We start from the raw sequence: 12,586 nt of genomic DNA, 5'->3' as shown, positions 1-12,586 counted from the left end.
CGACCGCCATCAACCGGGAGTCTGCAATGAAACAAGCTATTGCCCTCGTCACTGGAGCAGGATCGGGGATTGGAAAAGCGGCAGCGCTGGCCTTGGCGGCAGATGGTATGAACATCGGTGTGCTGGGGCACACCCTGGAGGACATTTCTTCCACGGTAGACGAGATTAAGGGCAACGGCGGGCACGCCATAGCACTGCTGGCAGATATAGCGGATGAGGAGCAAATGGCCGCGGCCGTGCGGCAGGTCGTCGAACAGTATGGCCGCCTCGATGTTGTTGTCGCCAATGCCGGTATCAACGGGGTTTGGGCGCCCATCGACGATCTGACGCTTGCCGAATGGAACGACACGATCTCGGTCAATCTCACCGGCACGTTTTTGACAATCCGTGCGGCCGTACCCGAGCTCAAGCGGTCGGGTGGCGGATCCATCATCGTCGTATCGTCTATAAACGGCACGAGGACGTTCACGACCCCCGGCGCGACGGCATACACCGCTACGAAAGCGGGACAGGTGGCAATGGTTCAGCAGCTTGCGCTGGAACTTGCACGCCATCACATCCGCATCAACGCTGTGTGTCCCGGTGAGATCGATACAAATATCGAGACGAACACCAAGCTTCGAAAAGAAGATGAGACAGCGATACCTGTTGTCTGGCCCGATGGGCAGGTGCCTATCACGGGGGGACGTCCAGGCCGCAGCGAAGACGTCGCCGACGTCATTGCCTTCCTCGCATCAGATCGATCCCGGCATATCACCGGTTCACCTATCTGGGTCGACGGCGGTCAAGGTCTGCTTCGCTGATGTCAGATTTCATGCAAGATAAACAAGGTGATGTCTTGGTCGATTATACATTTGGTCCCGTTGTCTCAGCTAGCGGTGTTGATTTCCGGCTTTGGGCTCCGCTGGCAAAATGCGTTTCTCTCGTTATTGACGGGCGCGGCCCGCAGGAAATGGAACGCTCAGAAGACGGATGGCATCATTGTTTTGTGGCCGGCGCCCGGTCAGGCACCCGTTACAGATTCGTGTTGCCGGACGGACCTGAGGTGCCGGACCCGGCATCACGCCATCAACCCGAAGACGTCCACGGGCCCAGCGAGGTGGTCGATCCCAGCTCCTTCGATTGGAGTGTCGCGGATTGGGCAGGGCGTCCGTGGGAGGAAAGCGTCATCTACGAACTCCATGTCGGCTCTTTCACCGCTGAGGGAACCTTCCGTGCCGCGATCGAGCGACTTGCCCACTTGGCAGATACCGGCGTCACGGCAATCCAGATTATGCCGGTCAGCGATTTTCCTGGCCGCTACAATTGGGGCTATGACGGCGTTCTGCCCTATGCGCCGGACAGCAGCTACGGACGGCCCGAAGATTTCATGGCGCTGGTCGATGCTGCCCATCAGCGCGGCATTAGTGTCTTCCTGGATGTCGTTTATAATCACTTTGGACCCGACGGGAATTACCTGCCGAATTACGCCCCGCTATTCACCGAGCACCACAAGACGCCATGGGGCAATGGCATCAATTATGATGGTGAGGGGTCGAAGGCGGTCAGAGAGTTCGTTATCCAGAACGCGATCTACTGGATCAAGGAGTTCAGGCTGGACGGGCTACGCCTTGACGCCGTGCACGCCATCAAGGACGACAGCGAGGAACATCTTCTCCATGAGCTTGCTCGCCGGGTACGGAAAGCGGCGGGCAACCGGCATGTTCACCTGATAGTAGAAAATGAAGATAACGACAGCGATTTGCTGGCGCGCGATGAGAAAGGTCGGCCCAGGAGCTTCACGGCGCAGTGGAACGACGATGTCCATCACGTGCTGCACATTGCCGCGACCGGCGAGACGTTCGGTTATTACCAGGACTATGCCGATGACGACGGCAGGATCGGTCGCGCGCTAGCTGAGGGTTTCGTTTTTCAGGGAGAACATATGCCCTATCGAGGGGAGAGCCGCGGCAAGCCTAGCGCCGGCTTGCCTCCTACCGCGTTCATCTCCTTCATCCAGAACCACGATCAGATCGGAAACCGGGCGCTCGGCGATCGCATGATCACCTATCGACCCGTGGACGCCATCAAGGCGGTAACTGCCGTCTATCTGCTATTGCCTCAGATCCCCATGCTGTTCATGGGCGAGGAATGGGGAGCGCGCGAGCCGTTTCCTTACTTCTGTGACTTCGACGAGGAACTGAACGAGAAAGTCAAAAATGGCAGGCGGGAAGAATTGTCGCGGCTTCCGGGCTTTGATGCCGACGACCTCCTTGATCCGACCGCGCGATCGACTTTCAACATGTCGAAACTCGACTGGTCCCAGCTTGAGAGCGGCGACGCTGCAGAAATGCTTGGCTTCTATAAGTCGCTCCTAAACCTGCGGCAGACCCGGATTGTACCGCTTTTAAAAGGAGTGGGTGGTGGAGGCGCGTCATTCCGGCACGACGGACGCCTCACCTTGGTTGGATGGACACTCGCAGCCGGCGGAAGGCTTCAACTCCTCGCCAACCTTTCCGACGAACACGCGGCTTTGCCAGCCCCGCTGACAGGCGAGCGATTTTTTCTGCTGGGCTCGGCCAACGAGAGCACTGTAGCTCCTTGGTCCGTCTGCGCCAGCATCGGCACGGCTCAGGAATGATATTGGCAGGTTTGATGCCAACGGGAGATCGCCATGAAATCGCAGCTCGATCGGATGGCCGAACAACATGGGATCAGCCTGACGCGGCCGTCGCCTGAAAATGTGGACGTACCGATCTCCGACGAGACCAAGCGGAAGATCTTATCCGCGTTAGGCGTCGATCAGAATTCGACAGATGAGCGGCCTAAGTATCCGCCATCAAAGGGCATCGCTAAGTCATATTTGCCAGATTTCCTGGAGACGGGCCGTGTCTGGGGTGTCAACCTCCAGCTCTACGAGTTGCGGTCGGATCGTAACTGGGGCATCGGGGACTTTTGGGACTTGATCGAAATGGTTCGGTTGGCCCGGTCCCTGGGTGCGGATTTCATTGGGCTTAACCCGCTTCATGCGCCCTTTCTGGCGGAGCCCGACCGCTGCAGCCCCTATGAGCCATCCAACCGTCAGATGCTCAACCCTCTTTACATAGCGGTCGATCGGCTCGCCGGCTTTGAGGCTAACGAGACACGCGAAAATCAATTGGAGGTCCTGAGACAGAGCGATTTGGTTGATTACGTGGGCGTTGCCAAAGTCAAAGTCCCCGCTCTGCGCGAAATCTGGCAAGCGGGCCGCGTCACCGAGACGGCAGACGACGCAGCATTCGAACAATTCATCCTTGAACGCGGAGAGGTTTTGCGCCGGCATGCGCTGTTTGAGACCTTGTCGGCACACATGGAAGCAGATGGTAAGGGTGCAGGTTGGAGATCCTGGCCGACCGAGTATCAGGCTCCCGATAGCGCCGCGGTCTCTCAGTTTGCTGATCCGTATGCCGACGAGATCCGCTTTCACATGTGGCTGCAATGGCTCGCCCATAAGCAGTTAAGCGAGGCAGCTGCGGTCGCCAGCGAGGCAGGCATGCGAATAGGCCTCTATCTGGATCTGGCTGTCGGAGAAGCCATCGACGGGTCCGCGACCTGGAGCGAACAAGAGGTATACATCTCCGACGCCACGGTCGGGAGCCCACCCGATCCATTTGCCACCGAGGGGCAGGACTGGCACCTCGCGGCCTTACATCCTGCAGCGATCGCATCAGGTAAAGAGCCTCCTTACCGACGCATGGTCATCGCTGCCATGCATTACGCCGGCGCCATCCGTATAGACCATGCTGCCGCGCTTCGGCGACTATTCCTCGTGCCGCTCGACGATTCTCCCGAGTGCGGCGCTTACGTGAACTATCCGCAAGATGCGTTGATGCGGATCTTGGCAGATGCGTCTACGGAGTTCGAGTGCCTCGTCATAGGGGAGGATCTAGGGATGCTGCCTGAAGGACTGCAAGGCGATCTGGCCGACGCTGGGATATTGTCTTATCGGATCCTGTCTTACGAGCGCGGCGAGGATGGCTTCAAGCCTGCAAACGCCTATCCGCGTTTGTCGCTTGCCTGTATTTCCACGCATGACCATCAGACACTGGCCGGCTGGTGGCGCGGTGCGGACATCAGAGCGCGGGAGACTTACGGGATTGTGCCTCCGGATATCAGCGCGACGCATGTCGACGAGCGGAAGCTGGAGCGCCGAGACCTCAAAATCGCGCTCGAAGATGCTGGCACAGAGCCGCCTGATCGTCTGTCACCAGCCACCGCGACCGATGACAAGCTGCAGAAGCTCGTTGTCAGCGCGCACCATTTCATTGCCAAGACGCCATCCATAATGGTCGCCGTCCGGCTGGCAGATATGACGGGTGAAAAGCACCCGACAAACATCCCCGGCACAGGCGACAGCTATCCGAACTGGAAGCCGAAGCTGAGCGTCTTGGTCAACGACTTGGCGAATATACCGCTTGTTCGGGAAATCGCGGAGGTGATGCAGGAACGGAGATCATGAAGGCGATCAGTTCCCGGTCGAATGGGTTTCTAGCAGGCGGTCAAGCACCGGCGGCTTTACTACATCTGTTCGGCCGCCAACCCGAGATCTCTGGTTGATGATATCTCGCTCAACGCCGCTATCAGGTCCGCTTCAACAGTTGGTTTCGACAAGCACGGAGCCGCCGAGAATTCCTTTGGCATCGCTGCACAATCATACCCCGTGACGAAAATGAATGGCGTGCCTCGCCTGGCAAGGAGTGCCGCAGCCGGATAAACCATTTCGCCGTGAAGATTGATGTCGAGCACAGCAGCGTCAATCTCGAGGCTCGGTTCTGAAAGCACCTCCATCGCTTGCCGGACATCCGACACTGGCCCAAAAACTCTCGCTCCGGCGCTTTCAAGCATTGTCTGCATATCGGATGCGACCAGATATTCGTCTTCAACCACAAGGTATGTGCGGCCAGACAGAGCTTCATTTGGCATGATTATACCCTCACTGGTCTCCGAACTCGAGAAACTGGAAGAAGTTCGCGCTCGATGAGTGTATTTGCGAGGTACCGCGTCGTTGGAGAGGCCGAGTTCACGGAGCGCCACCTTGCGGAGAAGCAGCCGGAGCGCCTTGTCCATATTGGGCGCGGTGACGAGGTCAGGGTCCTCGGACGCGGTGTAGATCGCAATGCTGACGATCCGACGTCTGACAGTTTCAAGCGGCGAGTATCTTGAAGCCTGCGCATAAAAAAATCGTTAAGAGTTATGAACCTGGATCTGAGTCTCATGATCGGCCGTCCTGTCGTCATCGCAGGCGGGAGCACATAGTAACCCTCAGTCGTCACCGCCTACTTGTACGTATGGCAACGATTGGACGATCATACCCGCATAACACCGCGAGTCCACCGGAAACCTGCTGAACAGGTTTCGACACCTCGGCAGAGGAAACGGCTTGCTCAACGCTGAGGCCGAGTACGAAGACCTCTCCATCTTCAAGAACTTCAGGCGAAGTCGCCTACCTTACCGGACTGAAAGATGATTTCGGGTTCACCCTCTTCTCCGACGACTGGATCCCCCTTTCTTTTCCACACGATGACGCCAGCGTGCCGAGCATCCAGATCTCGACCTTCCTCTATAGCCGCCTCTTCGGTGGCGGCAGGGCGCGGATCGAAAGCTTTGACGGGTTGGTCGCGGTCGTCGAGATCGAAGGCCAGGACATAAATCGACACAAAGGTTCCAGGCATAATAGTTCTCCTTAACGGCGCGAGAACGTCCCAGTGACCGCGTTTGTTTCGCGAGACATAAATGAACTCCGGCTGGCTTCCCTTAGTCGTCGTCTGCCAGTCTCTGCTGTCGATTTACATCGGTCATCGCGTTCTGCTGATCGAGGAGATACCGCTCGACGTCGCCGCCACAAGCCGCTTTGATCTCGGCAACGGTAAAACCTTCGGCTTCGGCGCTCTCTACCAAGACTTTCGCCTCGTTACGAAAATCGGGCTTCTTATCGTGTAACCCCGGGGAGCGGATGATTTCCTGTACTCGATCGTCGAGCCAGTCGGCGATTACAGCCATACCGTATCCTTTCTTAAAGCGGTCCAGAGCGGACGGGGAGGTGTAACATTGGTTTTGGCCTCGAGATCGTCAAGGTGCCAGACATTCATCGCAAATTCCGCAGCCATCCTCGTCCATCAATGAGCGCGGACGCTGTAGGCAACAACAAACGCAGATGGCCGTTTCGCATTCGGTGACATGCTCTGGCGGCAAGATTTCCAGGTCAGAATCCCAAAATAGGTCGCTCGCCAAGTCGTCCATCTCAATGCTCCCAAGTCGATTGGGCATCGAAATGGGATGGCTTTCGCGACGAACAAGATGCCATCAATCGCATCCAAAAATTTTCGTCCGAGGTCTTGAACGGCCAAATCTGAGAAACCAAATCGGTCGGCGCCGACGGCCCAATGAGGGGGTCGGCTGACCGAGGAAGCGGATGAGCTGCTTCCTTCCATGTTGCTTTACGGAGGATATGGTTATGAGAACTGAACTTGATTTCGCCCCGCTGTACCGCTCAAGCATTGGTTTTGACCGCGTGTTCAATCTGCTGAGCAACACGCAGCGCCTGAATGCCATCGATACCTGGCCCGCCTATGACATCGTCAAGACCGGTGAAGACGACTATCGCATCACCATGGCCGTGGCCGGCTTCGGCGATGGCGACCTGAATATCACCCAGGAGCGCAATGTCCTGGTGATTAAAGGCGGCAAAGCCGAAGAGCTTCAGGGCGAGTATCTCCACCGCGGCATTGCTGGTCGTTCGTTCGAGCGGAGGTTCGAGCTTGCTGACCACGTCAGGGTCGAGGGTGCTGATCTCAGGCACGGCCTGCTGACGATTAGCTTGAAACGCGAAGTGCCGGAAGCGATGAAGCCCCGTAAGATCGAGATCGGCGTCGCATCGTCTAACGAACCGCTTCGTTTGGAAACCGACCGTCAGGTTGCCTGAGCGAGAGCTCGGCGGTCGGCGAGGGCGTCGCTCAATACACCGCAGATCACCATCGGTGACATTCGACCAAAAGGTCTCGTATCACCTGTATCTCGGCCGGCCTCACGGGGCCGGCTTCCCCCTTTCATGCAGAGCAAAGAAGGAGGTTCCAATGTTCGCTCTGTTCAATAAACCGCTCTATGCGCAGCGCCGGTACTTTGTACAAGAAATCACCGGGCTGGATGACGTGTTCGATTTTCTGGACGAGTGGCCGCAAGAGAAACGCAACCTCGCTTATGACACGCTTGTCAGATATTGTCGCGAGGCAGCAAACGGTCACTGGCCCATCGATGCGGTCCGCGAGAACTTCCGCGTGTTCCTGAAGCAAAATGGCAAGCTTGCCGAACTCGAAGATGTGCCACCGCATCTCCGGCGAGACACCGGTGCCAAGATCGGTGGATCGTAACTAACCGGGTCAGCCTAATGGTGCCCAAACTAAGCCGGCACCTTCGCCTAAGCACGTCTCTCGGGGCACAGCTCTTGCCTCAGAGAACGTACCAATGGGCTCCTCCGGAAGCATCTTTAGCCTCCAACGGCGTGCTTAGGCCGGCGACTGAAGGGACGTCAGGCTTACAGAGAGAGTTACTTCGAACGAGCCGGCTTCGATTTTTTTGCTGGGCCAATGCCCAGCTCTCTGTTGAGCTTTTTTTGAGCCAGCTTGCGGGTGCGGCGGATGCCTTCGGCCTTTTCTCTCGCGCGCTTTACAGAAGGCTTCTCGAAATGCTCCCGCAGACGCATTTCCCGCACAACGCCTTCCTGGAGGAGTTTCTTTTTGAGGAGGCGCAAGGCCTGATCAACGTTGTTGTCTCGAACAAGAATAAGCACTTTTGCCCTCGGGAAAGCGAATTGGTTCGCAAAACGCTTTGTCGCATATCGATGGGAAAATCAAGAATGCATAAAGGGGCTGATCGGTTGCGGTAGAAGACCCTAGCCACTGTTCGCCGCAATATCATATGACTCGAGATCTTTTCGTGCGGAACTATCCGCCATCTTCACCATCCGAGACCGTAGGCGGTGGCGACTGGAGGTTTCCGTGTACTGACAGTTTTCGCTTAGACCGGCGGGTCATAAGGGCATTGTATCGAGACCTCAGCTCAGAAATGTCGTATTCGCCGCTGATCCAGAGCTCGACCCATCCCAGGAACTCTGGGTCATCGTCGATGGGCATTCCCCGCGCAATCGCTTTGTCGCGAACCTGATTGAAAATCATCCGCCGTCTGTCGCTGTCGATCGCCAATCTGCATCTCCGCCGATGTTGAAACGGTCTAGAGGAAGACCGCGAGACCCTCCGTATTGACGACGTAGATGAATTCTTCCCACGCCTCATGAGCAGAAGCGAAGGACTCGTTCCAGTCGGTGATCTGGTCTTCTAGGCTCGTGACCTCCATCCGCCAATCGTCACTGCCTGACGGACGGAAGATTTCCACAAAGACCGTGATGCCGCCTTCAGTGTAACGGCCGGAGAGTTCTGAACGTTCGAATTGCGGCTGATGGTGGTTCATTGGGTCACTTAAAATGTTGATGCATAGCCAATAATATGTTTTGCCGGCGAGGTTGCAATAAGGACGGAAACGAAGGCCGAGCTAGTCCGTCTGGGTGAGGCAGTAATCAACGGGTCGTGGGTTCGATGCCCATCAGCTGCTTCGCGCCGTTGCTTAAACCAGGGAACCCCAGCCTTTCTTTACCTCATCGATTTGGCGGGCGGCTACGGCTTTCGTTTCCTTCACGAATCTCGAGATGAGATGTGCACTTCGAGCATCGCGCAGATAGCAGAGGAGGAAGTCGAACGGGATGCCGGGCTCGAAAGGGCGCACGGCGATCCGTCCTTCCATCCCCGCGACGAAGAGCGGGTGTACCAGCGATATGCCAAGTCCACCGGCCACGAACTCGCAGACCGTTGGGCTTGCCGCGGCTGTCAGTACGATGTTCGGATCAATGGAATAGCTGTCGAAAATCTTTTCGATTTTCTGCCCTGTGTAAGAACCTGGCTGGAAGGATATTAAAGGTGTTCGGTCCAGGTGTTCGGGCCGTATGACGTCCAGTCCGGATAATGGATGGTCGGGTGGCATGATGCAGATGAGATTGTGTTCCATAACCGGTTCAGTCACCAGGTAGGGATTGTCGACACGCGAGCTGACCAGTCCGACGTCCAGCTTGCGGTTGAGGATATATTCGGCCACCCATTGCGAACTCAACGACTCGATCGAGCAGTAGACGTCCGGGTTCTGGTCGAGGAACTGCATCGTTGCCCGCTGGATGAACGCGCCTGCCAGCGCCGGTATGACGCCGACGAACAGGCGGCTCTGTTCTTCCCGCTTGATGAAGGCGATCGCGCTTTCCACTTGCCTGACGCCGGCGAAAATTCGGTCTATCTCTTCATAAAGCCTGAGCGCCTGGGCGGTTGGAATGAGCCGGCCCTTGTGCCGGTCGAACAGTGTCAGGCCGTGGTCGGATTCCAGTTGGACGAGGAGCTTGCTCGCCGCAGGCTGTGAAATGAACGCGGATTCCGCCGCCCGGCTAACCGTTCCCTGTTCTATAACGGCTTTGAAAATCTCGACTTGTCGCAGGTTGAGAGAGCGCGGCATTCTATAACCTTGAGAATGGATCCTGGTATTTTTTGCATTGGACGTAATAGGACTGAGTAACATAGGTTCGTCAATGAGAACAGGCGAGAAATGCGGCCGCCAGGCTGCGCCACGCTTTCATATGCGCCGCGACTTGCGCGCGACAGCCAGATCGAGACGACGGATGTTCAAGAAAATTCACGATCCATCCCCGAACAGCGTGACTGTCCATGTCGACGGCATGCCGGTTTGTGCCGAGCCCGGTGAAAATGCCGCGACGGTGCTTTTGCGGCAGGCGGAGTTGTGGGTGCGCACGACGCCGGTCTCGGAGAAAAGGCGGGCGCCCTATTGCATGATGGGTGTCTGTTTCGACTGTCTCGCCCTCGTGGATGGCGCGCTGGTCCAGACCTGTCTTGCGCCCGTGCGCGACGGAATGACGATCGAACGACAGCTTGGTCGCCGGAGCGTTGCATCGTGACGCGGCGGGTCGACCTTCTGATTGTCGGGGCGGGGCCGGCCGGCATGTCGGCGGCAGTCGCTGCCCGGCAATACGGGCTGGATGTTCTCGTCGTCGACGAACAGCCTGTTCCTGGCGGGCAGATCTGGCGCAATATCGAGGCAGTTTGCGGCACGCCGCGCGAAAAGATTCTCGGCAAGGCTTACTCGGAAGGTCTGTGGACGGTTCGCCGCTTTCGGGCAAGCGGTGCAGCTTATGAGCCCGCAACGCAGGTCTGGCAGATAGAGCCCGGCCCGCGTGTGCTGATGACGCGAGACAAGATTGCCTCAAGCGTCGAGGCGGGCGCCGTCCTTCTGGCAACCGGCGCACAGGAACGTCCCGCGCCATTTCCGGGCTGGACATTGCCGGGTGTGATGACGGTGGGTGCCGCGCAAATCGTCATCAAGACCGCCGGACAGATACCTGACGAACCGGTATGGATCGCTGGTAGTGGTCCTTTGCCGCTTCTTTATGCCGTACAGCTTCTGAAGGCCGGCGGGCGGATTGCCGGTTATCTCGATACCACGCAGAAAGGTCGATGGATGTCGGCGCTGCCCAGATTTGCGACCGCCGCTGCCGGTGCTCCGCTCGACATGCTCAAGGGCATTTTATGGCTGGCGACATTGCGACGCCGCGTCCGTTATATCTCCAATGTCAGCGAAATCGAAGCCATTGGCGATAACGCCATGGAGCGTCTTCGTTACGTGACGGCAAGTGGCAAGTCCGAGACTGTCTACGCACGCCTTCTTCTCGTCCATGAGGGGCTGGTCCCGACAATACATCCGACATTGGCGCTCGGCTGCACCCATCAATGGAACAGCGATCAGGACAGTTACGCGGCTGACCTCGATTGCTGGGGCGAGACCTCGCAAAACGGTGTTTTCGTGGCTGGTGACGGTGCCGGGATCGGCGGCGCGAAGGCGGCCTGTCTGCGTGGCGAGATCGCGGCAACCGGTATCGCGCTCAAGGCAGGGGTGATCGATGATCAGCAGGCCGCGCGCCTGGCCAGGCCTTTGCGCGCGCGTCTGGCCCGTGCGCTTTCGGCAAGACCGTTTCTCGACAGCCTGTATCGTCCGCGGCGATCTATCTTCGTGCCGTCCGACGAAACGGTCGCCTGTCGTTGCGAGGAAGTGAACGTTGCCGGGGTACGTGCGGAGGCGGCCAGGGCAGGCCGGCCCGGCCCGAACCAGATCAAGGCGTTTACCCGCGCCGGCATGGGCCCTTGTCAGGGCCGTCAATGCAATTACACCGTTGCGAATATTCTGGCGGATGCCGAAGGGCGAGAGACGCCGGATGTCGGCCTGTACCGGGTCCGCCCCCCCTTCAAGCCCCTGACCTTGAGGGAACTCGCCACGCTCGACTCTAGGGATGCCGGCTGATGACCATGAGCAAAACCGATGTCGTCGTTATCGGAGGCGGTCTGCACGGCCTGTCTGCCGCACTTCATCTGGCCCGCGCTGGGAAAGCCGTATCCATCCTGGAGCGGTCCTGGGTCGGAAGGCATGCATCTGGAGCGACGGCTGCCGGTGTCCGAACGCTCAATCGCCACCTGGCGGAGGTTCCAATCTCGCTCGAAGCCATGGACATGTGGCACAATATTGAGAGCATCGTTGGTGACCATTGCGGTTTTCACGCTCATGGCCAGATCAATGTCGCTGAATTCGAAAGCCACCTGCCGGTGCTGCAAAAGCGCGTGTCGACGATGCAGGCGGCGGGTTACGACCACGAAGAACTGATCGATCGTGACGAATTGCTGCGGCTCGTGCCGACCATTTCGCCGCATGTTACCGCTGCCTTGATCGCGCGGGGCGATGGTGCCGCCGATCCTCACAGAACGATTGCTGCCTTTCGCAGGGCGGCAGAGGCTGCAGGCGTGGCAATCATCGAGGGTGCCCGTGTCACCGCAATCGAGCGCGATCGTGGCGACGACTGGACAATCCGCACCGAGGTCGGCACCTATGCTGCGCCTGTGGTGATCAATGTTGCGGGAGCATGGGCGGCAGACATCGCCGCCATGGCCGGCGATGACATTCCGCTTGGGCACAAGGCGTCGATGATGATCGTCACGGAGCGTATCGCGCCGCTGTTGAAACCGGTTGTCAGCGTCGTGGGACGGCCGCTGTCCTTCAAGCAGTCGGATCAGGGCACGCTTGTGATCGGTGGCGGACTTCAGGGGAAGGCGGATATTCCGGCACAGAAGAGTTTTGTCGATTTCAATGAACTTGCCAAAGGTGCCAGGGCTGCAACAGATCTCTTCCCTTGCGTGGGTCCGCTGCGCATCGTGCGAAGCTGGGCCGGTATGGAAGCGAAAACGGAGGACTATCTTCCGGTGATCGGCGTCTCGCCCAATGTAGACGGTATCTATCATGTGTTCGGGTTCTCCGGCCATGGGTTTCAGCTCGTGCCCGTCGTCGGTGCCATCATGGCGGATCTGATCGTTCGCGGTAGCACCGGCCGAAAGATAGAGGCATTTGCGCCTTCGAGGCTCATGGAGCAGAGACATGTCGCATGATGGCAAAATCATTCGCGCCCGCGCATTCGTGTCCG

At 58.0% G+C, this 12,586-nt stretch carries 14 protein-coding genes; 8 read left to right on the top strand and 6 right to left on the bottom strand.

The genetic code is table 11. The features are described from left to right. Positions 1 to 26 precede the first annotated feature (26 nt). Genes J2T09_RS25620 through malQ form a run of 3 tightly spaced genes read left to right on the top strand, consistent with a single transcriptional unit; the run spans position 27 to position 4,477 of the window. Positions 27 to 803 carry an SDR family oxidoreductase gene (locus J2T09_RS25620; protein WP_306839912.1) on the top strand — a complete coding sequence of 259 codons (777 nt, stop codon included), beginning with the start codon at positions 27 to 29 and terminating at the stop codon, positions 801 to 803. After that, positions 803 to 2,620 (top strand): malto-oligosyltrehalose trehalohydrolase, encoded by a 1,818-nt coding sequence (treZ, locus tag J2T09_RS25615; protein WP_373458644.1) that lies wholly within the window; start codon positions 803 to 805, stop codon positions 2,618 to 2,620. Before J2T09_RS25620 ends, treZ begins: the two co-directional genes overlap by 1 nt. 33 nt (positions 2,621 to 2,653) lie before the next feature. Continuing rightward, positions 2,654 to 4,477: a 4-alpha-glucanotransferase gene (gene malQ / locus J2T09_RS25610; protein ID WP_306839911.1), complete on the top strand. Its 1,824-nt coding sequence runs from the start codon at positions 2,654 to 2,656 to the stop codon at positions 4,475 to 4,477. A gap of 59 nt (positions 4,478 to 4,536) precedes the next feature. Here malQ and J2T09_RS25605 read toward each other — a convergent pair whose 3' ends face one another. The 3 genes from J2T09_RS25605 to J2T09_RS25595 form a co-directional block, all read right to left on the bottom strand. After that, positions 4,537 to 4,941 (bottom strand): response regulator, encoded by a 405-nt coding sequence (locus J2T09_RS25605; RefSeq protein WP_306839910.1) that lies wholly within the window; start codon positions 4,939 to 4,941, stop codon positions 4,537 to 4,539. 506 nt (positions 4,942 to 5,447) lie between these two features. After that, entirely contained in the window at positions 5,448 to 5,690 is a 243-nt protein-coding gene (locus tag J2T09_RS25600; RefSeq protein ID WP_306839909.1) for a hypothetical protein, read from the bottom strand. An 82-nt stretch (positions 5,691 to 5,772) separates the two neighbouring features. After that, entirely contained in the window at positions 5,773 to 6,018 is a 246-nt protein-coding gene (locus tag J2T09_RS25595) for a hypothetical protein (RefSeq protein WP_306839908.1), read from the bottom strand. A 454-nt stretch (positions 6,019 to 6,472) separates the two neighbouring features. Here J2T09_RS25595 and J2T09_RS25590 point away from each other — a divergent pair, with 454 nt between their 5' ends. Then, on the top strand, positions 6,473 to 6,940 hold the full coding sequence (locus J2T09_RS25590) for an Hsp20 family protein (RefSeq protein ID WP_306839907.1): 468 nt from the start codon (positions 6,473 to 6,475) through the stop codon (positions 6,938 to 6,940). A gap of 151 nt (positions 6,941 to 7,091) precedes the next feature. After that, the gene (locus J2T09_RS25585) at positions 7,092 to 7,385 is read left to right on the top strand and encodes a DUF982 domain-containing protein (protein WP_306839906.1); all 294 of its coding nucleotides are present in this window, start codon (positions 7,092 to 7,094) and stop codon (positions 7,383 to 7,385) included. A 176-nt stretch (positions 7,386 to 7,561) separates the two neighbouring features. Here J2T09_RS25585 and rpsU read toward each other — a convergent pair whose 3' ends face one another. From rpsU to J2T09_RS25570, 3 genes are all read right to left on the bottom strand, one after another. Then, complete coding sequence (gene rpsU / locus J2T09_RS25580) at positions 7,562 to 7,804, bottom strand: 30S ribosomal protein S21 (protein WP_306839905.1); 243 nt, start codon at positions 7,802 to 7,804, stop codon at positions 7,562 to 7,564. A gap of 440 nt (positions 7,805 to 8,244) precedes the next feature. Beyond that, the gene (locus tag J2T09_RS25575) at positions 8,245 to 8,481 is read right to left on the bottom strand and encodes a hypothetical protein (protein WP_306839904.1); all 237 of its coding nucleotides are present in this window, start codon (positions 8,479 to 8,481) and stop codon (positions 8,245 to 8,247) included. Between the two features lie 153 nt (positions 8,482 to 8,634). Beyond that, on the bottom strand, positions 8,635 to 9,564 hold the full coding sequence (locus tag J2T09_RS25570) for a LysR family transcriptional regulator (protein WP_306839903.1): 930 nt from the start codon (positions 9,562 to 9,564) through the stop codon (positions 8,635 to 8,637). A 163-nt stretch (positions 9,565 to 9,727) separates the two neighbouring features. On the opposite strand from J2T09_RS25570, the gene J2T09_RS25565 reads away from it, so the two are divergent. The 3 genes from J2T09_RS25565 to J2T09_RS25555 are packed head-to-tail and all read left to right on the top strand — an operon-like array spanning position 9,728 to position 12,551. Continuing rightward, positions 9,728 to 10,021, top strand: a complete 294-nt coding sequence (locus J2T09_RS25565; RefSeq protein ID WP_306839902.1) for a (2Fe-2S)-binding protein — start codon at positions 9,728 to 9,730, stop codon at positions 10,019 to 10,021. Then, entirely contained in the window at positions 10,018 to 11,418 is a 1,401-nt protein-coding gene (locus J2T09_RS25560; protein ID WP_306839901.1) for an FAD-dependent oxidoreductase, read from the top strand. Before J2T09_RS25565 ends, J2T09_RS25560 begins: the two co-directional genes overlap by 4 nt. Continuing rightward, positions 11,418 to 12,551, top strand: coding sequence for an NAD(P)/FAD-dependent oxidoreductase (locus J2T09_RS25555; protein WP_306839900.1), 1,134 nt, complete (start codon positions 11,418 to 11,420; stop codon positions 12,549 to 12,551). The genes J2T09_RS25560 and J2T09_RS25555 overlap by 1 nt, the downstream gene beginning before the upstream one ends. Positions 12,552 to 12,586 lie beyond the last annotated feature (35 nt).

The sequence above is a fragment of the Neorhizobium huautlense genome, from assembly GCF_030811685.1.
Lineage (GTDB): Bacteria > Pseudomonadota > Alphaproteobacteria > Rhizobiales > Rhizobiaceae > Neorhizobium > Neorhizobium huautlense_A.
Note: the sequence above shows the minus strand (reverse complement) of the source record. Positions and strands in the feature narration are given on the sequence as shown.

Excerpts from the sequence above, each read along its gene's own strand:
- J2T09_RS25620 (WP_306839912.1), top strand. The coding sequence starts at position 27 with ATGAAACAAGCTATTGCCCTCGTCACTGGAGCAGGATCGGGGATTGGA.
- treZ (WP_373458644.1), top strand. The coding sequence starts at position 803 with ATGTCAGATTTCATGCAAGATAAACAAGGTGATGTCTTGGTCGATTAT.
- malQ (WP_306839911.1), top strand. The coding sequence starts at position 2,654 with ATGAAATCGCAGCTCGATCGGATGGCCGAACAACATGGGATCAGCCTG.
- J2T09_RS25605 (WP_306839910.1), bottom strand. The coding sequence starts at position 4,941 with ATGCCAAATGAAGCTCTGTCTGGCCGCACATACCTTGTGGTTGAAGAC.
- J2T09_RS25600 (WP_306839909.1), bottom strand. The coding sequence starts at position 5,690 with ATGCCTGGAACCTTTGTGTCGATTTATGTCCTGGCCTTCGATCTCGAC.
- J2T09_RS25595 (WP_306839908.1), bottom strand. The coding sequence starts at position 6,018 with ATGGCTGTAATCGCCGACTGGCTCGACGATCGAGTACAGGAAATCATC.
- J2T09_RS25590 (WP_306839907.1), top strand. The coding sequence starts at position 6,473 with ATGAGAACTGAACTTGATTTCGCCCCGCTGTACCGCTCAAGCATTGGT.
- J2T09_RS25585 (WP_306839906.1), top strand. The coding sequence starts at position 7,092 with ATGTTCGCTCTGTTCAATAAACCGCTCTATGCGCAGCGCCGGTACTTT.
- J2T09_RS25575 (WP_306839904.1), bottom strand. The coding sequence starts at position 8,481 with ATGAACCACCATCAGCCGCAATTCGAACGTTCAGAACTCTCCGGCCGT.
- J2T09_RS25570 (WP_306839903.1), bottom strand. The coding sequence starts at position 9,564 with ATGCCGCGCTCTCTCAACCTGCGACAAGTCGAGATTTTCAAAGCCGTT.
- J2T09_RS25565 (WP_306839902.1), top strand. The coding sequence starts at position 9,728 with ATGTTCAAGAAAATTCACGATCCATCCCCGAACAGCGTGACTGTCCAT.
- J2T09_RS25555 (WP_306839900.1), top strand. The coding sequence starts at position 11,418 with ATGACCATGAGCAAAACCGATGTCGTCGTTATCGGAGGCGGTCTGCAC.